The sequence below is a fragment of the Achromobacter xylosoxidans A8 genome, from assembly GCF_000165835.1.
In the GTDB taxonomy this organism is placed as follows: domain Bacteria; phylum Pseudomonadota; class Gammaproteobacteria; order Burkholderiales; family Burkholderiaceae_B; genus Achromobacter; species Achromobacter xylosoxidans_B.
Genome location: NC_014640.1, coordinates 3150844 through 3172510 on the forward strand (window position 1 = coordinate 3150844; position 21667 = coordinate 3172510).

Here is a 21667-nt window from a genome sequence, read left to right on the forward strand (position 1 = left end):
CGCGAGGGTTGCAGGGCTGGCCGATGAACGGCGCGGGGCGGCTTTGATTTGCGATTGAGAATAGATCTCAGTACAATCCGGCCACTTTCAAACGACCTGCGCCGCATGAGCCGCAACCCTTTGCTGGCGTCCAACACGACGCCCGCATCCGCCGACGACACAAACGGGAACGCCAGCGCGATCGCCAAAGCCTACGCGCGCTGGCGGCTGCCGCTCATGCGTGGCCTGGCCCGGTTCAAGGGCAGCATTGGCAGCGCCGAAGATGCGCTGCACGATGGGGTCGTCAAATGGGTGGCGGCCAGTCCCGCGTTGGACTCCACGGATGAGCAGGGCGCCTACTTGCGCAGGACGGTGTTGAACGGCGTGGCCGACGAGTTCCGCGAACGCAAGGCGGGTCGGCGGCTGCAGACGGTGTCGTTCGACGAGGCCGAAGTGGGCGTGCAGGCGCTGGCGGCGGGCGATGCCTCATGTCCCATGCGCGCGGCGGCGCATCAACAGCGTCTGGAGCGGCTGGGCGCTGCCTTGCAGGAACTCCCCGAGCGCCAGCGCGAAGCCTTTGTGCTGAGCCGTTTCGATGGGCTGACCCAGGACGAAGTCGCCGCCCGCATGCAGATTTCGCGGCGCATGGTGGTCAAGCATCTGGCGCGCGCCATCGCCTACTGCGAGGTCCGGGTGCACTATGCTACGGTTGCGCAAATGCAGCAATTGCATCGGCCCGTCGGCGATGACGCCGGCCTGGACAATAACAACAATAGCGACTCCGCCTCGTCATGACCGATACGTCTTCCTCAGCCTCGCCGGATAGGCTCGCCTTGCATGAGGCGGCCGCCGAGTGGCTGGTGCGTCGCCAGGACGCCAGCTGGTCGGACGCGGATGAGCAGGAACTGCATGCCTGGCTTGCCGCCCGTCCCGCGCATCGGCAGGCGTATTCGCGGGTGTCGCGAACCTGGCAGGACTTGTCGCAGGCGCCGCGGCCTGCGCTGGCCTCCGACGGGCAGGCCACCGCAAGTCCAACCAGATCCTCGCCGCGAAAAGCGCCGGGAAATGCGTCCGGCCGCCGAGCCGTCCAGCCAGAATTCTGGGGGGCGTTGCTGGGGCAACCCGTCTTCTCGAAGGCTTTCGCCGCCGCCTGTGCGGCGCTGGTCGTGGGCGGCGGCTACGGCTGGTATCGCTGGGACAACACGCCCGGCTATGTGCTGAGCGTGAGCACGGCGGCGGGAGAGGTGCGTCAGCTGGACCTGCCCGACGGCTCCCATGTCGCGCTGAATTTCGGCAGCACGCTGGAGGTCCGCTACTATCCGCGGCGCCGCGAACTGGTGCTGAACCAGGGCGAAGGGTTCTTTGACGTGGCGCCGGACACAGGCCGGCCATTTACCGTCGATGCGCGCCAGAGCCGGATCACCGTGGTGGGCACGGCCTTCAATGTGCGCAACACGCCCGATGAAGTCATCGTCAAGGTGTCGCACGGCCGTGTGCGGGTGCAGCCCGATCGCGGCAAGGCTGGGTCGGAGTTGTCGCTGGGCGCGGAGCAAGGCGTGACCGTGGATGCGCGAAACGCCACCTATCAGGCGGTGGCCGCGGTGCCGGACGGCGTCGGCGGATGGCGCAATGGCCGTCTGGTGTACCGGCGCACGCCGTTGGGCGAGGTGGCCCAGGAAGTCGCGCAGTACCTGGGCAAGCCGGTTGCGCTGGCCAGCCCGGGCCTGAAATCCCTGCCCGTCTCGGGCTTCGCCGCGACCAACGCGCCCGCCGCATTCCTGGAAGCCTTGCCGGATTTGCTGCCGGTGCAGGTCAAGCGCGCGCCTGACGGCGGCTATCTCATCCTGGACCGCTGAGCGTCCGGAAATCTAGCTGAAAATTATTTTTGTTTATATGCGGTGCGCGGGTTCCCAATCCCGTCCCGGAATCCGTTTACTCCCGCAAGGCCGGTAGCGGCCAACAACAATGGGAGTGGGAATGGGACGGGGATTGTTGAAAGACGCGCTTGCTGGCGGCGCGTTGACGGCGGGCATGCAGCTCAGGGCCATGCCGGTGATGGTGGCGTGCGCGCTTGCCGTTCTGGCGTCGCCCGTCGCAGTGCAGGCGCAGCAGGCGCAGGCGGATTTCAGCATTCCGGCGCAGCCGCTGGAGCATGCCTTGAGACTGTTCTCCGAGCAATCCCGGCATCAGGTGCTGTTCGACGAGGCGGTGGTGGCGGGCAAGCGCGCCCCTGCGGTCAATGGCCGCTACACGCCGCGGGAAGCGCTCGACCAACTGCTGGCCGGCACGAATGTGCGCGTCAATAGCGCCAGGCCGAACGTGTACACCTTGACGGTGGTCGGGCAATCCTCGTCCGACGCGGTGATGCTGCAATCGGTGACGGTCACCGGCAGCGGCATGGGTGGTCCGACCACCGAAGGAACCGGCTCGTACACCAGCGATGCCATCACGATCAGCAAGATGACGCAGTCGGTCAGGGAGACGCCGCAGTCGGTCAGCGTGCTCACGCGCCAGTTGCTCACCGATAAAAACCTGACCACGCTGGACGAGGCGCTGGCGCAGACGACTGGCGTAACGAAGTCCGCAAGAAACTTTGGCAACCACAAGTTCTCGATACGCGGGTTCACGGTAGACGACAACAACTACCTGGTCGACGGCGTGGCCGGCGTGGTCTACGCCCCGGTGGGCTGGCTGCCCATCGATACCGCCGTTTTCGACCGGGTGGAAGTGTTGCGCGGCGCGGCGGGCTTGATGCTGGGCTCGGCAGATCCCAGCGGCGCGATCAACATGGTGCGCAAGCGTCCGCGCGGCGAAGGCCATTTCGAGGGATTCACGACGGTGGGTTCCTGGGATAACTACCGCATGGAACTCGACGGCGGCGGCCCGCTTAACGAGTCCGGCACGGTGCGCGGCCGCCTGGTCACCGCCTATCAGGACCGCCATTACTTCTACGACGGCACCAAGTCGAAATCGCCCCTGGTCTACGGCGTGATCGACGCCGATCTCGGGAGCGACACGACGCTGACGCTCGGCGCCCGCCACCAAGCCACCGACACGGATGGCTACTGGATTTTCGGCTTGCCGCGTTATACCGACGGCGGCGCGCTGGACGTTTCGCGTTCGACTTCGTTGCTCCAGGACTGGAACCGGCAGAAGGGCCAGGTGAATGAAGTGTTCGCCGAAGCCGAGCACCGGTTCAACCAGGACTGGAAGGCGCGCCTGTCGCTCAACCATACCGAGGTCGACCTGGATCAACGCGTGGCCATTCCGATCGGCGGCGTGGATCGGGCGACCGGCGTGGGCTCGCGCTTCTACACCATCTATTTCAACAATGCGCGCGTCAAGAACGATGGCATGGACCTGAACACCACGGGCAGTTTCCGGGCGTTGGGCGGCACGCACCAGATCCTGCTCGGCACCAGCTGGTCGCGCCAGCGCGTCAACCAGAAGACGGCGAATCTGGACACAGATACGCCCATCAACGTGTACGATCCTGACCATTCCTCCATCCCCGAACCGACGCGTCCGGCCTGGGACAGCAAGGAAACGTCGCGTCTGGAGCAGACCAGCGTGTACGGCAGCATGCGGTTGCAACTGGCGGACCCGCTGCACTTGCTGCTGGGCGGCAAGTTCAGCTGGCTGAAGTACCGGTCCAACGATGGGCTGACGGGCAGGATGACCCGGGACTATGAGCAGAAGCATGAATTTACGCCCTACGCCGGACTGGTCTATGACCTGGACCAGCAATGGTCCGTCTACACCAGCTATGCGGACACCTACCAGCCGCAGAGCACCTACGTAACGTCTTCGGGCAAGCCGCTGGACCCGTCGATCGGCGCCAACTACGAGGCGGGCGTGAAGGGCGAACTCTACGACGGACGCCTGAACGTGTCCGCGGCGGTGTTCGCTGTGAAGAAGTCCGGCATTGCGGTGGAAGACATGGCGGCCACGGGCAGCTGCCCGGGCTCGCTGGCTTCGCCCAATTGCTATCGCAACGGCGGCACGTTGCGTAGCAAGGGCTTTGAATTGGAAGCCAGCGGCGAACTGTCGCCGGGCTGGCAGGTAATGGCCGGCTACACCTACGTCACCAGCCGCGACGACGAGGGCGGGACGATCAGCGCGGAGACTCCGCGCCATCTGTTCCGCCTGTCCACCACGTACCAACTGCCGGGCCGCTGGAATGCCTTCAGCGTCGGCGGCGGCGTGTCGGCGCAAAGCGGCTACTCATACGATGCCTACGACGACGAGTCGGTGCGGATGGGCGCGCCCGGCCGCGCCGTATGGGATCTGCGCGCGGGCTATCGCATCAACAAGCATTGGTCCGCCAGCCTGAACGTGGCGAACGCGTTCGACAAGGACTATTACGGCATGGTCAGCCAGATCCGTCGCGGCAACCATTATGGCGAACCTCGCAACGTGATGCTGACCTTGCGGGGTACGCTGTGACCGGCCATGCGCGGGCCGGTGATTGCAGCGGCCAGCGGGCGTCGGCGTGAAGGGGGGATTCCGCCAGAGCATGTCCTGGCTGCACACCTGGTGCGGCCTGACCTGTGGCTGGCTGCTGTGCGCGATTTTCCTGACCGGCACGCTCAGCGTGTTCCGGGAGCCCATCACGCGCTGGATGGAAGCGGGGCCGCCGCCGGCTCCCGCCGCCGGGGCCGCCGACGCGCGACAGTGGCTGGCGCGCGCTACGCAGGAGCTGTCATCCCGGGCAGCGGCGGCTTCCGCCTGGGATATCTCTTTGCCGGCTCAGCCAGGCTGGTCCGTGCAGCTGTCCTGGCGCACGGGCGATGGCGTTCGTCATGAGGTCTGGCTGGACTCGCGGACGGGCGCGGTGCAGCCTGCGCCCCAGGTGCGCGAGACGGAGGGCGGCCGGCATTTCATGTCCTTCCACTACACCCTGCACGGCGGCCTCCCGGGCTACTGGCTGGTGGGCTGGATATCCATGTGCATGCTGGTCGCGCTGGTCTCCGGCGTGGTGGTGCACAAGCGCATCTTCAAGGACTTTTTCACCTTCCGGCCGGGCAAGGGACTGCGCAGCTGGCTGGACGCGCACAACGCCACGGCGGTGCTGACGCTGCCGTTCCTGTTCATGATCGGCTACACCGGGCTGGCGTTCTTCTACTCCAGCTACATGCCTTGGCCGCTGCATGCGGCGTATGGCGACGACGCCGGCGCCTATCGCCGCTACCAGGCGGAGCTTGCGCCCACGCCGCCGGCGCCTCGCATCGCCGGGCAGGGCGTTGGCGCAGTTCCGGATCTCTACCCCTTGCTGTCGCGAGCACGCGAGCTGACGGGACAGGACGCGGCGCGGATCACCATCGATCGTCCGGGCGACGCGCGCAGCGTTGTCCTGGTGTCCGGCCGCAAGCCCTTGGCCGGCGCCGCGCCGCGCCTGCTCACCGAGAGCAGCCGGGTCGCATTCGCTGCGGCCAGCGGAACGGTCTTGCAGCTTGTGCCCGCCCATCACGAGGAGCTGGCAGCGAAGCAGGTCCATGAGACGATCGAAGCCCTGCACAAGGCGGACTTCGGCGGATGGACCATCAAGTGGCTGTACTTCTTCAGCGGCCTGATAGGCACCGCCATGATCGCCATCGGTACGCTGCTGTTCTCCATCAAGCGGCGCAAGAAGAGCGAGCATGAGTTCGGCGAAGCCACGGCGCGAGTCTACCGCTGCGTCGAGGCCCTGAACGTCGCGGCGCTGGCGGGCATTGCCCTGGCAAGCATCGCCTACTTCTACGGCAACCGGCTGATTCCGGCCGCCTGGCCGGACCGCAGCGCCTGGGAGATCCGCTTCTTCTTCGCCGCGTGGGCGGCCACCTTGGTCCACGCGCTCTGGCGTGCGCCGCGCCTGGCCTGGATCGAGCAATTGGCCGCGGCGGCCGTGCTCTGCCTGGGGCTGCCGATATTGAACTGGGCTACGACGGGCCGTCATTTGTGGGCTTATGCCGTCAGTGGAGAGCAACTGCCGGCGGCTGTGGAGCTTACCGCGCTCGCATCCGGCCTGCTGCTGGCATACATGGTCCGCGCGTTGCGGCGGCACTGGAAGGATGGGCCGGCGGGTGTCGCGCAGCCGCCGCGAAAGGCGCAGGCCGCCAGTGGCGGCGCCGCGGCGCATCGATGGGGGATCGTCAGCCGCGTGGTGGCGGCGGCCGCAGGCGGCTATCTGCTTTCCGCCTTGGCCATGTCGGCGCTGGCGCTGACGTGGCCGGCGGCTGGCGCATCGCCGGCAGTCGGCGTGCTGGCTGCAACGCTCTTGAGCTTTGTCGTGTATACCGCGATCGGGGTGGGCGTATTCGGCGCCCGTAGCGCGGGACGGGCGTGGGCGCTGATCGCGGTGGCTTGCCTGATGTCTGGGGTGGTCGTGCTCGGTCTGCGCGCGTAGAGGCCAGTGGCGCTATCCGCAACCACGGAAGGGGGAAATGTCAAAAATCGTGTCATATCCCTTTCAATCGCGCCTGCATCAACTCCAGTAACCCCCGCACCCGCGCCGTCGCTGAATGCCGGTGGCTATAGGCCCCCAGCAATTGCAGCGGCGCGGGCTGCAGATCCAGCGGCACTTCCACCAGGCGGCCTGCCGCAAGGTCTTCCTGGCAGCCGAAGGCCGCCAGTATGGCGAAGCCTATGCCTTGCCGCGCGCCGGCGCCCGCGAGCTCGCCGCTATTGACGCGATAGCGGCTGCGGACCGGCACCTTGATGATCGCGCCGGCGGCGTCGACAAATTGCCAGGGCTGGCCTTTTAGCGCGTTCAGCGTGGTGATGCAGGGCAGGGACTTGAGTTCCCGCGCGTGGCGCGGCGTGCCGGTCTTGGCCAGCAAGCCAGGCGCGGCGACGACGACGCTGGGCAGGGTGGCCAGTTCGCGGGTGATGAAGGCGCTGTCGTCCTGGCGGCCCCGATGGAAAACGATGGCGAGATCCACGTCTTCCTCCCGCAGCGCCTCCAGGCCGTTCATGCGCGTGTCGCATTCCAGTTCCACGCCGGGGTGCAGGCTGCAGAATTCGGCCAGGATGGGAGCCAAGAGTCTTGGAGCTTCGCCGGGCATGCACATCTTCAGGGGGCCGCGCAGCTCGCGTTGCGCCGCACCCAGTTCTTCCTCGGTGGCGAGCAGGACGTCGAGCAAGGGCTTGGCGCGTTCGTACAGCAGCCTGCCGGCTTCGGTCATGCGCAGGTGGCGGGTGCTGCGTTCCAGCAGGCGCACGCCCAGCTTGCGTTCCAGGGAGGCGACGTGGCGGCTGACGTTGGACGAAGGCAGGGCCAGCAGCCGGGCAGCGCCGGCGAAGCTCTGTTCGTCGACGACCGCGGCATAGACGCGGACGGTGTTCAGGTCCAGGGCATCGCGCATGATTATCCCATTTGAGGTATTAAACCGCCCCATTTTCACACGCTAGTTCTCTTCAGTGGCGAAACCTAAGATGTTGTCATCGTTTGACGTGCCGCCGCCGGTGGTGCGTGCGGGCGGTCTTTACTGGAGCGCTGCAGCGTGGAAATCGGAATATTGGGGGGCGGCATTGCGGGCTTGAGCGTGGCGCTGGCTTTGCGCAAGCAGGGGCACATGCCGCGGGTCTACGAGCGCCGGGCAGGGCCGGCGACCATGGGGGCTGGCGTGACGCTCTGGCCCAATGCCGGCTTTGTGTTGGAGGAACTGGGGTTGCTGCAAGACATCGCGGCGGTGGGCGGGCGGCCGGTTGCGATGCGCCGCCAGGATGCGGCAGGCAATCCCTTGGGCGGCCTTGATATCGCGTTGCTGGACCGGATAATGGGATATCCCAGCCACACGATACTGCGCCGGGACCTGCTGGCAGTGCTGTTGGACCACGTGGCGCGCGCCGGCATCCCGGTGGAATATGGGCATCGGGCGCTGGCGATCGATCTGGACGACGATGGCCGGGCCGTGGCGCGGTTCGAGAATGGCCTGAGTATCCGTCCGGACCTGCTCATCGGCGCCGATGGCCGCATGGATTCGGTGGCTCGCCGATTCGTTGCGGGCGATAGCAAGCCGGTGTATCAGGGCTTCGTGAACTGGATAGGCGTGGCGCAGGCGGACAGCGCGCTGGTCGATGAAATCGCCATCCAGGACTATTGGGGCGCGGGCGAGCGCTTCGGCGCCGTGGCGGTGCGGCCGGGACTGGTCTATTGGGCGGGGGCGCAGGCGCGGCCCTTGCGCGCGGCGGCTTCTGCCGCGGACTTGCGCCAGGAGGTCGAGACCTTGTTTGGCGGTTGGCCCGAGCCTGTCGCCCGCATCATCCGCGCAACGCCGGCGCACGCCATCCACCTGATCGCCGTGCATGATCTGGAGCCCCTGAAAACCTGGAGCCGGGCCAATGTGCTGCTGGTGGGCGATGCGGCGCATGCGCCCTTGCCGACATCGGGGCAGGGCGCGTGCCAGGCGCTGGAGGATGCCTGGCATCTGGCCCGATGCCTGGACGGCGCGGACCAGGGGCTGGATGCAGCCCTGCGGGACTTTGCCCGGATACGCGTTCCCAAGACCACGCAGTTGATCGAACAGGCGCGGGGGTTTGCGCGCGGCCTGTTCGCCACCGATCCCGCAACCTGCCGCATGCGGGACGAGCGCGCCAAGGCGTCCGATCCCGTGCGCGACGCGCAAGCCCTGGCGCGAGGATGGGCTCAAGACTTGCCGATGCCCGGCGGTTTGGATGTATCGGCGGAAGAGGAAATGGGCTTCGGCAGCCTGTATCGCGTCTGAAGGGGACCGCGGGCACGCGGCTTGCTGAGTGTCATGTCCGGTTGGACTGGAACACCACCATGCCGAGCACCCGCATTTCCAAACGGCAGTCACCCGGTAAGCGATCGGAGCGCGCCGAAGGTACTGCTCGAGCCTCAGCCGGCCATGCCGCAGCCGGCCGCGCCAAAGCCGGCAGTGCCAAAGCTGGCAGTGCCAAAGCCCGCCGAGCCGTAGGCCGCCGCGCCTCAGCCGGCCACGCCTCAGCCGGCCGCACCTCAGCCGGCCGCACCTCAGCCGGCCGCGCCAATCCAATATCCCGCTTTTTCGATCATTTCGCCGCCCATGTGACAAGGTGGGCGGGGTCGCCGATCGCGTTCGGGCTGGCGCTCATCACGGTGATCATCTGGGGCGCATCCGGACCTGCGTTTGCCTATTCTGAAGTCTGGCAGTTGGTGATCAATACCGGGACGACCATTGTGACCTTCCTGATGGTTTTCCTTATCCAGCAAAGCCAGAACAAGGACAGCGAGGCGCTGCATCTGAAATTGGATGAACTGCTGATCGCGCTCAAGGGCGCGGACGAACGACTGGTCGACGCCGAGCGCCTGGACGAAGACAAGCTGCTGGCCCTGGCCGCCGCCTGCACGGCGCGCGCCAGGAAGGAACGGCGCCAGCGCATGCATAGCCGGAGAAAGCCATGACCGAAACCAAACCGATGGTGCGCAAGGGGCAATACGCAGGCCCGCTTACGCGCGAGGAGTTCCGCTTGCGCTTCATGCGGCGCTTCTACGATCCCGCCTTCCTGGTTGAGCGCGAGGCGCTGGAACGCCTGGAAACGATCGCCTGGAACGCCTATGAAGAGGGCCGCAAGTCGCCTGTCACCGTCAAGGCCGGGGCGGGCTACGCCGATCCCGACTACGACTTGTCGGTCGAATGGAAGGAAACGCGCGACCGGCTGGAGCGCGCCGCCGTGGCGCAGCGGGATCCAGGTACGGCATCGCGCGTCCTGGTCGTCGTCGGCGCCGCGCGCAATGATGGCACCTGTCCGGGCGAAGTCTCCAAGAGCTGGCGGCTGGCGGGCATCGTCCTGAGCGAATTGCAGACGGCTGGCATGCAGACCGACATGCTGGACCTCAGCCGCCTGACGTCCGAGTACCAATACCAGATCCATCCCTGCAAAGGCTGCGTGTCGACCGCGATGCCTTTATGCCATTGGCCGTGCAGCTGTTACCCGAACCACTCGCTGGGGCAGGACAACGACGCCATGGCCGGCATCTATGAGCAGTGGGTCGCGGCCCACGGCGTGATCCTGATTGCGCCCACCTACTGGTACCAATCGCCCAGCCCCTTGAAGCTGATGATAGACAGGCTGGTCTGCGCGGATGGCGGCAATCCCGATCCCACGCTGACCGGCGGCAAGGATCCGCTGAAGGCCAAGCAGGTCGAATTGGCCGGCTGGCCGTACCCCAAGCATCTGGCCGGCCGCGCCTACGGCCTGGTGGTGCACGGGGACGTGGCGGGGATCGAATCGCAGCGGCGCGCGCTCACCGACTGGCTGGACTGGATGGGGCTGATCGACGCGGGAGCGGCATCGCGCCTGGATCGCTACATCAGCTATTACCGCCCGTATGCCACCAGCCACGACGACCTGGACCAGGATCTGGCGGTGCAGCAGGAAGTGCGCAATGTGGCGCGGGCCATGGCCAATTTCCTGCCGCGCCTGCGGCAGGGCGAATGCGCGTCACAGGACCAGGGCATCCGCAATCCCCGCCCCAAGTAAACCGCAGTAGCATGAAAGCAGGAACAGACAGGAGGCCCCATGGAAAACGCCAAATGGGATTTCGAACTTGAGCGTCCGATCGAGGACCAGGGCAGCTGGAGCATAGGATACGTGCTGGTGCCACCGCTCGCGGGTGCGCCGCAAGAGCGGATAGCCATCGAGGAGCGCTTCGTTTCGGCCCAGGTGGCCATCGATGAAGCGACGCGGCTGGCGCAGATTCACGTGGCGGACCTGAACGGCGACACGGCGTCGTTCGAGAAACCGACGGATACGGAAGTGCCGTTCGGCAAGAATCCGCGCTTCTGAAGCCTCTTGCGCAGGCTTGGTGGCATGGCGCTTGCTGATTCCCGGCTGCGGCGGATTTCGCCGCACTTCCTGATAGGTGCTGCGATGCCCCAGATCCAATTCGAGTTGGCCTTGCATCCGATAACGATGGCGTCCGTGCCGCCACCCGGGACTGCGGCCCATCGTCCGCCGCCGGTGAACCCGGACGATGCCAGCGACAGCGCTCAGGGCGACGAAGTGCCAGACGAGGACATCGAGCCCGCCGACACGACGTCCGAGGACAACGCCGCCGAAGGCTCGGCTGACCGATAGCCTCGAGACCCGGACTGCGCGCCCGCGCAAAGCCGGCGCGCAGGAGCGGCAGCAGTCGCGAGGGCGCATGCCCGGGCCAAGGCAACGAGGCATCGAGGCCTCGGCAGGCGCTGCCGCGTCTAAAATGGCGCTCCGATCATTTCGAGGCGCCCATGGCGCCGCCTGCCCAGGTTCCCCATGCAAGAAAACACGTCCGCCGCGCAGCCGGCATCCGGAACGCCGCAACGCCAGAGATTCGAGTCGCTCACGCAGACGCTGGAGGCGCAGCGCGCCCGCCTGCGCCGGTGGCAGACCGTACAGCCGGAATACCAGAAGAAGTACGAGGACGCGCTGGCGCCGCTGGAGACGGACGAGGTCGAACTGAAGGCCAGGCTGGTGGCCTGCTTTGACCATGCCTGCAAACAGAAGGAACTGACCAAGGCGGAACGCGCCCTGGCGTCCGAGATCGCGGCGCAGCTGGCAGAGGAGACGCTCGACGCCATCGTGCTGGACGGCACGCCGGCAGAATGCGACGTGGAGAGGTTGAAGGCCCTGTATCTCAAGCATGGCGGCTCGGACTACGACGCCGGGCTGGAGGATGAAGAGGACGAGGAAGGCGTAGCGGCGCTGCGCGGACCGGCGGCCGCCGCGCCAACTCCCGAGACGCTCGCGGAAATCGATGCGCTGGTGGCTGCCGGCCCCGATCGGCTGGCCGAAATCGGTGAGGACCGCTACGCGCAGTACAACCAGGCGCTGGAAGCGCAGCTCGCCATCCTGGCCGGCGACATCGCGGCCGAGGAAGATGGCTTCAAAGCCCGGTACCACTTCGATCCCGCGCAATCCATCGACCCGGCCGACCTGATGGAAGACCTGGACGCGGAGATCGCCGACGCCCAGGAATACATAGGCGAACTCGAATTCGAACTATCGCAGTTCGCGGACATGCAGCAGGTCAAGGCCTGGCTCAAGGCCATGAAGCAGCAGCTGGCCGCCACGCGTCGCCGCGAAGGGCGCGGCTAAAGTAAGGATCAGGCCGCCGGACGCCGCGCGACGGGCACCACCTTCATCACCGGCGCGGCGCTCTTGCCCGCATCGGCGCGCGGCCGGATCATCATCGGGAAGAAGCGCCACAGGTATAGCCCGAACGCCAGCGCCCAGGCCGTCGCCGAGGCATGTAGCAAGCCGATGGTGGCGGCGGTCGGGAGCAGGGCGGCCAGGCGCAGCAATGCCGCCAATATCATCAGCGCATAGCTCAAGACCATGCTGCGGTCGGTCCGCAGCGGCCGCCCCAGGTGGCCGAGCGCGGTGCGCGTGACCATGCCCAGGATCAACACCGAGAAACCGGCCACGCCGATCACGTGCGCGGGCCAGGCCGGCCGCAGCACATAGCCGGCCAGTTGCGCCGCGCCCACCAACAGGCCTATGCCCAGGCCGCCATAACCCGCGTACAGGATCCATAGCAGCGGCACCTTTCGCACCGCCCAGGGCTTCCACGATATCCATTGCGCCAGGGCGATCAGTCCGGTGGCGGCCAGCGCCAGCGCGGCCGCCTGCGGCTGGCCCGCCAGCAGGCAGGCGATGGCGACTATGCCGGTACCCAACTGCCAATGGCCGCTGCGGGTGTGGGGCGGAATGTCCAGCCCGGCCACCGCGCGCTTGGCGAAGAAGGGGATGACGCGGCGCGCGATCAGCAGCGTCAGCACCGCCATGCACAGCAGGCCGGCATTGAAGTAGCGCATCAGCGCGAAGTAGTCGCCCTGGACCGAGGCCCAGAGATAGAGCGCGTTGGTCGCGGCCAGGCCCAGCAGCAGAAAGGGAATGCCGTAATTGCGCTGGTTGCGCGTGACGGCAACGGCGCGGCCCAGCGCGCCCGCGGCCCACAGGAAGAACAGCAGGTCCGCCGCAGCGGCCACCACGAAGGCCGTGCGTCCGGGCACGAGATAGCCCGCGCGCGCCACGATCCAGACCGCGCACAGCGCCGCCAGGGGCGTGCCCCGCAAGGGGTTCTTGCCGGTCCAGTTGGCGCCCGCCGTCAGCAGGAATCCCACGGCGATGGTGGCGACGAAGCCCCACAGCATCTCGTGCGCATGCCAGAACATGCCATTCAACACGCCCGTCAGGCGGGCAGGGGCATGCACCCACAACAGCACGGACGCCAGCGCCCAGAAACAGCCGGCCAGGTACAGCGGCCGGAAGCCCATTTCCGTGAAGGCGCGCCATTGGGGGCGCGGACGGCTTGGGACCGCGGCGGGTTCTTCGATGCTAAGCAGCGTGCTCATGAGGTCTGCGCGGTGCCGTTTCGGCATGCGTTTAAAGGTGTATTTGAAATACATATTAATGCGTCCAGCGCGTCCCCGCCAGCGCGGCGGCTTGATCCAGCGCAAGCCGGGCCGGCAAGAAAGGGGTGACTAGTCACATCGGCAAGGGGCTTCTGGTCGGCTGGCGAATGGTCCGCAAGGCTCGCGATGCCTAGGCTAGCCACATGTCTTCGTGAGTAAAGCGAGAGTAACCATGGCAGCAAGTCATTCCTCGGCCGGCGCGCCGATGCGGGTCCTGATTTCAAGCACATTCGCCTTCACCATCTGTTTCGCGGTGTGGATGATCTTCGCGGTGCTGGGCATACCCATCAAGCAGCAGTTGGGCCTGTCCGAAACCGAGTTCGGCCTGCTGGCCGCCATGCCGGTGCTGACCGGTTCGCTGGTGCGGGTGCCGCTGGGCATCTGGACCGACCGCTACGGCGGCCGGCCGGTGTTCTTCATCCTGATGCTGCTGGCCGTGGTGCCGATCTGGCTGCTGTCCTATGCCACCGAGTATTGGCAGTTCCTGGTACTGGCGCTGTTCGTCGGCCTGACGGGCGGTTCGTTCTCGGTCGGTACGCCCTATGTGGCGCGCTGGTTCCCGCGCAACAAGCAGGGTCTGGCGATGGGCGTGTTCGGCGCGGGCAATTCGGGCTCGGCCATCACCAAGTTCGTGGCCCCGGCGTTGATCGCGGCGGCGGGTGGCGCCTGGGTCATCGTGCCCCAGGTCTATGCCGTGGCGCTGTTGGTCACCGCGATTCTGTTCTGGCTGTTCTCTGCTTCCGACCCGGCGCACCGCGTGAAGAGCGGCGCCAGCCTGTCGGCGCAGATGGCCATGCTGAAGGATCCCCGCGTCTGGCGCTATTGCCAGTACTACTCGGTGGTGTTCGGCGGCTACGTGGCGCTGGCGCTGTGGATGACCAAGTACTACATCGGCGAATACGGCTTCGACATGAAGCTGGCGGCGCTGTTGGCGGCTTGCTTCTCACTGCCTGGCGGCGTGCTGCGGGCCCTCGGCGGCTGGATCTCCGACCGCTACGGCGCCTACAAGACCACCTGGTGGGTGATGTGGGTGTGCTGGGTGGCGTTCTTCCTGCTGAGCTATCCGCAAACGGAATTCACCGTCGCGACCGCCAACGGCCCGCGCAGCTTCGGCATCGCGCTGGGACCGGTCGCCTTCACCGTGCTGCTGTTCGTGGTCGGCATCGCCATGGCCATCGGCAAGGCCTCGGTCTTCAAGTTCATCTCGGACGAGTTCGGCGAAAACATCGGCGCGGTTTCCGGCATCGTCGGCCTGGCCGGCGGCCTGGGCGGCTTCGTGCTGCCGATCATGTTCGGCATCCTGCTGGACCTGACGGGCGTGCGCTCCAGCGCCTTCATGCTGCTGTACGGCACCGTCTGCGTCTCCCTCATCTTCATGCACTTCAGTTTCCGGCCGGAAAGCGCGGCCGTCGCCCGGCAACACGCTGCCGCTCCTTCCACCACCTCCTGAGAGTATCCCTATGTCTTCCACTCAAGTCCTTGCGCGCTGGGAGCCGGATAATCCCGGCTTCTGGAAGCAGACCGGCGCCCGCGTCGCCAACCGCAATCTCTGGATCTCGATTCCTGCGCTGATGCTGGCGTTCAGCATCTGGATGCTCTGGAGCGTGGTGGTGGTCAACCTGGACCGCGCCGGTTTCATGCTGTCCAAGAACCAGATGTTCTGGCTGACGGCGCTGCCGGCGCTGTCGGGCGCGACCCTGCGCATCTTCTACTCCTTCCTGGTGCCGGTCTTCGGCGGGCGCAAGTGGACGGCCATTTCCACCGCCTCGCTGCTGATTCCGGCGCTGGGCATGGGTTTTGCCCTGCGCGACCCGACCACCACCTTTCCGACCCTGCTGATCCTGGCGCTGCTGTGCGGCCTGGGCGGCGGCAACTTCAGCTCCAGCATGGCCAACATCAGCTTCTTCTTTCCCAAGGAAAAGAAGGGCCTGGCCACCGGGCTGAACGCCGGCATCGGCAACCTGGGCGTGTCCCTGGTGCAGTTCGTGGTGCCGGTGGTGATTTCCATCGGCGTGTTCGGCGTGGCGGGCGGCGAGCCCCAGGTCATCACCGTCAATGGCGCGCAGCAGAACCTGTGGCTGCAGAACGCCGGCTTCATCTGGGTGATCCCCATCGCGCTGGCGTCCATCGCGGCCTGGTTCGGCATGAACGACATCGCCGACGCCCGCGCCTCGTTCGCGGACCAGGCCGTCATCTTCAAGCGCAAGCACAACTGGCTGATGTGCTGGCTGTACGTGGGCACCTTCGGCTCGTTCATCGGCTTTTCGGCAGGCTTCGCCATGCTGACCAAGACGCTGTTCCCGCAGGTCGACCCCATGGCCTATGCCTTCCTCGGCCCGCTGCTGGGCTCGCTGACGCGGCCGTTCGGCGGCTGGGTTTCGGACAAGCTGGGCGGCGCGCGGGTCACGCTGTTCACCTTTGCGGCCATGATCGCGGCGGTGCTGGGCGTGGTGACGTTCCTGCCGGTGGCCGGACAGACCGGGAATTTCACCGGCTTCCTGACCATGTTCATCGTCTTGTTCGCGCTGACCGGCGTGGGCAATGGCTCGACCTTCCGCATGATTCCCGTGATCTTCCTGCGCGAACGCACGCAGGCGGCCGAGGGCAAGGGCGCCGCGGCGCAGAAGCAGGCCCAGGCGGACGCCGCCAAGGAATCGGCCGCGGTGCTGGGCTTCTCGGGCGCGATCGGCGCGTACGGCGGCTTTTTCATCCCGCGCAGCTTCGGCACCTCGCTGGAGATGACGGGCAGCGTGCAGGCCGCTCTCTATTGCTTCATCGGTTTCTACGCCACCTGCATGGTTATCACCTGGTGGTACTACGCCCGCCGCAATGCGCCGGTGCCTTGCTAGCGCAAAACGGACGCGGTCGGAGTGACTAGTCATTCTGCCGCGCCCCGCCTGTGCCACCGGCGAATGGTCCGGCGGGCGGGCCGCGCCCACAATGGATTCAACAGCATTGATCGCAGTACGCGCCGGCCGGACCGGCGCTCTTGGAGAATAGAGAATGAGCCATTTCCTGGACCGCTTGAAGTTCATGTCGCGAGTGAAGTCCACCTTCGCGGACGGTCACGGCGTAACGGTCAACGAGGACCGCAAGTGGGAAAACGCCTACCGCGCCCGCTGGCAGCACGACAAGGTGGTGCGTTCGACGCACGGCGTCAACTGCACCGGCTCCTGCTCGTGGAAGGTCTACGTCAAGAACGGCCTGATCACCTGGGAAACCCAGCAGACCGACTACCCGCGCACGCGGCCCGACCTGCCCAACCATGAACCCCGCGGCTGTCCGCGAGGCGCTTCGTACAGCTGGTACGTGTATTCGGCGCAGCGCGTGAAGTACCCGATGATCCGCGGCCGTCTCATGGAAATGTGGCGCGAGGCCCGCAAGACCATGGACCCGATCGCGGCCTGGGAATGGATCAGCCAGGATCCCACGCGCGCCAAACGCTACAAGGCGGTGCGCGGCCTGGGCGGCTTCGTGCGCGCCGACTGGGACACGGCGATGGAGATCATCGCCGCCGCCAATGCGCTGACGATCAAGAAGTTCGGTCCCGACCGCGTGATCGGATTTTCGCCGATTCCGGCCATGTCCATGGTCAGCTACGCCGCCGGCGCGCGCTACCTCAGCCTGCTGGGCGGAGCCTGCCTGAGCTTCTACGACTGGTACTGCGACCTGCCGCCGGCCAGCCCGCAGATCTGGGGTGAACAGACCGACGTGCCCGAATCGGCCGACTGGTACAACTCGACCTACCTGATGGTGTGGGGCTCCAACGTGCCCCAGACCCGCACGCCGGACGCGCACTTCTACACCGAGGTCCGCTACAAGGGCACCAAGACGGTGGCCGTGTCCAGCGACTTCGGCGAAATGGTCAAGTTCGGCGATATCTGGCTGGCGCCCAAGCAGGGCACCGATGCCGCGCTGGCCATGGCCATGGGCCATGTGATCCTGAAGGAATTCCACCTGTCGGGCGCTTCGGACTACTTCCGCGACTACGTGCGGCGCTATACCGACATGCCCATGCTGGTGCTGCTGCAGGAGCGCGACGGCTTTTATGCGCCCGACCACTTCCTGCGCGCCTCGCATCTGGACGGCGCCCTGGGCGAGCAGAACAACCCCGATTGGAAGACGCTGGTGCTGGACGCCAAGAGCGGCGACCTGGTTGCGCCCAACGGCAGCATCGGCTTTCGCTGGGGCGAGGGCGCGGTCAACGGCGGCGAAAAGGTCGGCCGTTGGAACCTGGAGTCCAAGGACGGCGGCAGCGGCCGCGAGATCGAGCCCACGCTCAGTCTGCTGGACCAGTCCGACGCCGTGATCGGCGTGGGCTTCCCGTACTTCGGCAGCGAGCATGGTGAACTGCAGGTGCGCAACGTGCCGGCGCGCCGCATCCGCCTGGCCGACGGCAGCGAGGCCCTGGTGGCCACGGTGTACGACCTGCAAATGGCCAACTATGGCCTGGACCGCGGCCTGGGTGGCGGCAACGTCGCCAGTTCCTATGACGACGACGTGCCGTACACGCCCGCCTGGCAGGAAAAGCACACCGGCGTGCCGCGCGCGCAGGTGATCCAGGTGGCGCGCGAGTTCGCGCAGAACGCCCATGACACCGAAGGCAAGTCCATGGTGATCGTCGGCGCCGGCCTGAACCACTGGTACCACATGGACATGATCTACCGCGGCATCATCAACATGCTGATGATGTGCGGCTGCGTCGGCAAGAGCGGCGGCGGCTGGGCCCACTATGTGGGCCAGGAAAAGCTGCGGCCGCAATTCGGCTGGGCGCCGCTGGCCTTCGCTTCGGACTGGGTCCGCCCGCCGCGCCAGATGAACGGCACTTCCTTCTTCTACGCCCATACCAGCCAGTGGCGCCACGAGAAGCTGAACGTCCAGGAAATCCTGGGGCCGACGGCGGATCGCGGCCGCTACGGCGACCTCAGCATGATCGACCTGAACGCCCGCGCCGAGCGCATGGGCTGGCTGCCGTCGGCGCCGCAACTGCGCACCAACCCGCTGGACGTGGTGGCGCAGGCGGAAAGCCAGGGCAAGGACCCGGTCGCCTATGTGGCAGAACAGCTCAAGTCGGGCGAATTGCGCATGTCTTGCGAGGACCCGGACGATCCGGCCAACTTCCCGCGCAATATGTTCGTGTGGCGCTCCAATATCCTCGGCTCCAGCGGCAAGGGGCACGAGTACTTCCTGAAGTACCTCCTGGGCACGCAGAACGCGGTCTTCGGCGACGAAGCCGATGCGATCAAGCCTACCGAGGTGACCTATCAGGAAGACGCTGCCGAAGGCAAGCTGGACCTGCTGACCGTGCTGGACTTCCGCATGAGCACCACCTGCCTGTACGGCGACATCGTGCTGCCCACGGCCACCTGGTACGAAAAGGATGACCTCAACACCTCGGACATGCACCCGTTCATCCATCCGCTGAGCGAAGCCGTGCAGCCCTTGTGGGAAAGCAAGACCGACTGGGAGATCTACAAGCTGCTGGCCAAGAAGTTCAGCGAAATCGGCGGCCCCTACCTGGGCAAGCGCCGCGACGTGGTGCTGACGCCGCTGATGCACGACACCCCGGGAGAGCTGGGCCAGGCTTTCGAGCCCAAGGACTGGAAGCTGGGCGAATGCGATCTGGTGCCGGGGAAGACCGCGCCCAACATGACCGTGGTCGAACGCGACTACAACGACATCTATCGCAAGTTCACCTCGGTGGGACCGCTGCTGGACAAGCTGGGCAATGGCGGCAAGGGCATCAACTGGAACACCGAGCACGAAGTGCACGAGCTGGCCGGCATCAACGAGGCCGTGAGCGAGCCGGGCGTGAGCCAGGGCCGGCCCAAGCTGGACACCGCCATCGACGCGGCCGAGATGATCCTGACCTTCGCGCCCGAGACCAATGGCCACGTGTCGGTCAAGGCCTGGGAAGCCCTGAGCAAGATCACGGGGCGTGAGCACGCGCACCTGGCCATCGGCCGCGAGCACGACAAGATCCGCTTCCGCGACATCCAGGCGCAGCCGCGCAAGATCATTTCCGCGCCCACCTGGTCGGGCCTGGAAAGCGAAGAGGTCAGCTACAACGCCGGCTATACCAACGTGCATGAACTGATCCCATGGCGCACCCTGACGGGCCGCCAGCAGTTCTACCAGGACCATCGCTGGATGCTGGACTTCGGCGAAGGCTCCTGCGTGTACAAGCCCGCCATCGACACCAAGACGGTCGCGCCCATGCTGGGCCGCTACCCGAACGGCGAGAAGGAACTGGTCCTGAACTGGCTGACGCCGCACCAGAAGTGGGGCATCCACAGCACGTACTCGGACAACCTGCGCATGCTGACGCTGAGCCGCGGCGGTCCCCACGTGTGGATCTCGGAGGCCGAGGCCAAGCAGGCCGGGCTGGTCGACAACGACTGGGTCGAAGTGTTCAACGTCAACGGCACCCTGACGGCGCGGGTGGTGGTCAGCCAGCGCGTGCCGGTCGGCATGTGCCTGATGTACCACGCGCAGGAAAAGATCGTGAACGTGCCTGGCGCGGAAACCAGCGGCAAGCGCGGCGGCATCCATAACTCGGTCACGCGCACGGTGCTCAAGCCCACGCACATGATCGGCGGCTACGCCCAGCAGGCCTACGGCTTCAATTACTACGGCACGGTGGGCGCCAACCGCGATGAATTCGTGGTGCTGCGCAAGATGAAGAAGGTGGACTGGCTGGAAGGTCCGCTGGTCGAAACGCAACAAGAAGAGAAGCAATCATGAGGATACGCGCCCAAATCGGCATGGTGCTGAACCTGGACAAGTGCATAGGCTGCCACACTTGCTCGGTCACCTGCAAGAACGTCTGGACCAGCCGCGACGGTGTCGAATACGCCTGGTTCAACAACGTGGAAACCAAGCCCGGCATCGGCTATCCCAAGGAATGGGAGAACCAGGAAAAGTGGAAGGGCGGCTGGAAGCGTACCGCTGCCGGCAAGCTGGAACCGCGCCAGGGCGGCAAGCTGCGCATCCTGGCCAACCTGTTCGCCAACCCGAACCTGCCGCAGATCGACGACTACTACGAGCCGTTCACCTTCGACTACGAGCATCTGCAGAAGGCGCCGCTGTCGCAGACGCCGCCGACCGCGCGTCCGGTGTCGGTGCTGACCGGCAAGAAGATGGACAAGATCCATTGGGGCCCGAACTGGGAAGACGACCTGGGCGGCGAGTTCAGCGCGCGCAGCCGCGACGCCTTGTTCGAGGGCGTGCAGAAGGAGATGTACTCGACCTTCGAGAACACCTTCATGATGTACCTGCCGCGCCTGTGCGAACACTGCCTGAACCCGGCCTGTGTCGCCAGCTGCCCGTCCGGTTCCATCTACAAGCGTGAAGACGACGGCATCGTGCTGGTCGACCAGGACAAGTGCCGCGGCTGGCGCATGTGCATCTCCGGCTGCCCGTACAAGAAGATCTACTACAACTGGAGCAGCGGCAAGGCCGAGAAGTGCACCTTCTGCTATCCGCGCATCGAGGCCGGCCAGCCGACCGTGTGCTCGGAAACCTGCGTGGGCCGCATCCGCTACCTGGGCGTGATGCTGTACGACGCCGACCAGATCGAGCACGCCGCGTCCACCGCCAACGAGCAGGACCTGTACCAGTCGCAGCTCGACCTGTTCCTGGATCCGCATTCGCCCGAGGTGATCGCCGCCGCGCGCGAACAGGGCATTCCCGAATCCTGGCTGGAAGCCGCCCGCAAGTCGCCGGTCTACAAGATGGCGATGGAATGGCGCGTCGCCTTCCCGCTGCATCCGGAATACCGCACCTTGCCCATGGTCTGGTACATCCCGCCGCTGTCGCCCATCCAGACGGCCGCCGAGTCCGGCCAGATGCCGCAGCGCACGGTGGGCAAGAGCGCCATGATCCCGGACGTCTCCAGCCTGCGCATCCCGGTGCGCTACCTGGCCAACCTCTTGACGGCGGGCAAGGAAGCGCCGGTGGTGCAGGCGCTGGAACGCATGCTGGCCATGCGCGCCTACAAGCGCTCGGAAACCGTGCACGGCGAACGCGACACGGCGCTGCTGGAGCAGGTCGGCCTGACCGAGGCGACCGTGCAGGACATGTACAAGATCATGGCCATCGCCGACTACGAGGACCGCTTCGTGGTGCCCAGCAGCCACAAGGAAGTGGTCGAGGACAGCTTCAACGAGAAGGGCAGCTGCGGTTTCACCTTCGGCAACGGCTGCTCGGGCGGGGTGTCGGAAGGCACTTTGTTCGGACGCAAGCCCCAGGGCAGCGAGATCTTCATCGAGATGCCGAAATCGCGCAAGAAGGCCGCCACGGCCTAGGAA

Annotated in this window: 16 protein-coding genes; 14 read left to right on the plus strand and 2 right to left on the minus strand. The window is 66.1% G+C overall.

Annotated features, from left to right (window positions below; genetic code table 11):
- Window positions 1-105 precede the first annotated feature (105 nt).
- The 4 genes from AXYL_RS14630 (at window position 106) to AXYL_RS14645 (ending at window position 6364) form a co-directional block, all read left to right on the plus strand.
- Window positions 106-774, plus strand: a complete 669-nt coding sequence (locus tag AXYL_RS14630) for an RNA polymerase sigma factor (RefSeq protein WP_013393579.1) — start codon at window positions 106-108, stop codon at window positions 772-774.
- Window positions 775-812: 38 nt separating this feature from the next.
- Complete coding sequence (locus AXYL_RS14635; RefSeq protein ID WP_237710006.1) at window positions 813-1835, plus strand: FecR family protein; 1023 nt, start codon at window positions 813-815, stop codon at window positions 1833-1835.
- A gap of 136 nt (window positions 1836-1971) precedes the next feature.
- Window positions 1972-4425: a TonB-dependent siderophore receptor gene (locus AXYL_RS14640; RefSeq protein WP_237710007.1), complete on the plus strand. Its 2454-nt coding sequence runs from the start codon at window positions 1972-1974 to the stop codon at window positions 4423-4425.
- A gap of 70 nt (window positions 4426-4495) precedes the next feature.
- Window positions 4496-6364: a PepSY-associated TM helix domain-containing protein gene (locus AXYL_RS14645; protein ID WP_013393582.1), complete on the plus strand. Its 1869-nt coding sequence runs from the start codon at window positions 4496-4498 to the stop codon at window positions 6362-6364.
- Window positions 6365-6416: 52 nt separating this feature from the next.
- On the opposite strand, the gene AXYL_RS14650 is transcribed toward AXYL_RS14645, so the two are convergent.
- A complete protein-coding gene (locus AXYL_RS14650) occupies window positions 6417-7322 on the minus strand; it encodes a LysR family transcriptional regulator (RefSeq protein WP_013393583.1) in 906 nt (301 codons plus the stop codon).
- A 138-nt stretch (window positions 7323-7460) separates the two neighbouring features.
- Between AXYL_RS14650 and AXYL_RS14655 the strand changes: the two genes are divergently transcribed.
- From AXYL_RS14655 to AXYL_RS14680, 6 genes are all read left to right on the plus strand, one after another.
- The gene (locus AXYL_RS14655) at window positions 7461-8684 is read left to right on the plus strand and encodes an FAD-dependent monooxygenase (protein WP_013393584.1); all 1224 of its coding nucleotides are present in this window, start codon (window positions 7461-7463) and stop codon (window positions 8682-8684) included.
- 59 nt (window positions 8685-8743) lie between these two features.
- Window positions 8744-9364: a low affinity iron permease family protein gene (locus tag AXYL_RS35465; protein WP_413772868.1), complete on the plus strand. Its 621-nt coding sequence runs from the start codon at window positions 8744-8746 to the stop codon at window positions 9362-9364.
- On the plus strand, window positions 9361-10443 hold the full coding sequence (locus AXYL_RS14665) for a flavodoxin family protein (RefSeq protein WP_013393586.1): 1083 nt from the start codon (window positions 9361-9363) through the stop codon (window positions 10441-10443). The genes AXYL_RS35465 and AXYL_RS14665 overlap by 4 nt, the downstream gene beginning before the upstream one ends.
- 39 nt (window positions 10444-10482) lie before the next feature.
- Window positions 10483-10749 carry a hypothetical protein gene (locus AXYL_RS14670; protein WP_013393587.1) on the plus strand — a complete coding sequence of 89 codons (267 nt, stop codon included), beginning with the start codon at window positions 10483-10485 and terminating at the stop codon, window positions 10747-10749.
- 84 nt (window positions 10750-10833) lie between these two features.
- Window positions 10834-11040 (plus strand): hypothetical protein, encoded by a 207-nt coding sequence (locus tag AXYL_RS14675; RefSeq protein ID WP_013393588.1) that lies wholly within the window; start codon window positions 10834-10836, stop codon window positions 11038-11040.
- A 177-nt stretch (window positions 11041-11217) separates the two neighbouring features.
- Complete coding sequence (locus AXYL_RS14680; RefSeq protein ID WP_013393589.1) at window positions 11218-12039, plus strand: hypothetical protein; 822 nt, start codon at window positions 11218-11220, stop codon at window positions 12037-12039.
- A gap of 8 nt (window positions 12040-12047) precedes the next feature.
- Here the strand turns inward: AXYL_RS14680 and AXYL_RS14685 are convergent, their stop codons facing one another.
- Complete coding sequence (locus tag AXYL_RS14685; RefSeq protein ID WP_041653492.1) at window positions 12048-13298, minus strand: NnrS family protein; 1251 nt, start codon at window positions 13296-13298, stop codon at window positions 12048-12050.
- A 232-nt stretch (window positions 13299-13530) separates the two neighbouring features.
- Here AXYL_RS14685 and AXYL_RS14690 point away from each other — a divergent pair, with 232 nt between their 5' ends.
- The 4 genes from AXYL_RS14690 (at window position 13531) to narH (ending at window position 21664) form a co-directional block, all read left to right on the plus strand.
- Window positions 13531-14808 (plus strand): MFS transporter, encoded by a 1278-nt coding sequence (locus AXYL_RS14690; RefSeq protein ID WP_013393591.1) that lies wholly within the window; start codon window positions 13531-13533, stop codon window positions 14806-14808.
- Between the two features lie 10 nt (window positions 14809-14818).
- On the plus strand, window positions 14819-16207 hold the full coding sequence (locus tag AXYL_RS14695) for a NarK family nitrate/nitrite MFS transporter (RefSeq protein ID WP_013393592.1): 1389 nt from the start codon (window positions 14819-14821) through the stop codon (window positions 16205-16207).
- 154 nt (window positions 16208-16361) lie between these two features.
- Window positions 16362-20102, plus strand: a complete 3741-nt coding sequence (locus tag AXYL_RS14700) for a nitrate reductase subunit alpha (RefSeq protein WP_013393593.1) — start codon at window positions 16362-16364, stop codon at window positions 20100-20102.
- The gene (narH, locus tag AXYL_RS14705; RefSeq protein WP_013393594.1) at window positions 20099-21664 is read left to right on the plus strand and encodes a nitrate reductase subunit beta; all 1566 of its coding nucleotides are present in this window, start codon (window positions 20099-20101) and stop codon (window positions 21662-21664) included. Before AXYL_RS14700 ends, narH begins: the two co-directional genes overlap by 4 nt.
- Window positions 21665-21667 lie beyond the last annotated feature (3 nt).